This window comes from Candidatus Symbiothrix dinenymphae, assembly GCF_001431085.1.
The window spans coordinates 1-756 of the sequence record NZ_BBRU01000155.1; the positions used below are offsets into that span (position 1 = coordinate 1).

Below are 756 nucleotides of genomic sequence, written 5' to 3' on the forward strand. Positions count from 1 at the left end.
TTTCCCGACTGCGTGGAAGTGGCGCACGCAGCGGGTATCACCGCAGTGATTCAGCCGGGCGGGTCGGTCAGAGATGACCTGACGGTGGATTATTGCAACAAAAATGAATTAGTTATGGTTACGACGGGTATCCGTCATTTTAAACATTAAATATACATAAAATATACAATGGGTTTATTTTCATTTACACAGGAAATCGCGATGGACTTAGGTACGGCTAATACCATCATCATTCAAAATGGTAAAATCGTGGTTGACGAGCCTTCAGTGGTTGCGTTGGACAGCCGTACAGAAAAGTTGATTGCCATTGGTGCCGAAGCACAGCGGATGCACGGGAAAACGCATCCTAATCTCAAGACTATCCGCCCGTTACGCGATGGTGTGATTGCCGATTTTTATGCTGCCGAACAGATGATTCGCGGCATGATAAAGAAAATCGGCAACAACAATCAGCTCTTTGTGCCTTCGTTGCGCATCGTGGTTTGTATCCCGTCGGGAAGTACGGAAGTGGAGCTTCGTGCGGTGCGCGACTCGGCAGAGCATGCCGGAGGGCGCGACGTCTACATGATTTACGAACCGATGGCGGCTGCTATCGGTATCGGATTGGACGTGGAAGCACCGGAGGGCAATATGATTGTGGATATAGGTGGTGGAACAACGGAAATTGCTGTGATTTCGCTCGGCGGCATCGTGTCTAACAAGTCCATCCGCATCGCAGGGGACGATTTGACGCAGGATATTTTGGAATACATGGGT

General features: G+C 49.5%; 1 protein-coding gene. It reads left to right on the plus strand.

The features are described 5' to 3' along the window. Nucleotides 1–168 precede the first annotated feature (168 nt). Nucleotides 169–756: rod shape-determining protein (locus ASC50_RS02340; RefSeq protein WP_158648303.1), on the plus strand; the 588-nt coding region annotated here is incomplete at its 3' end.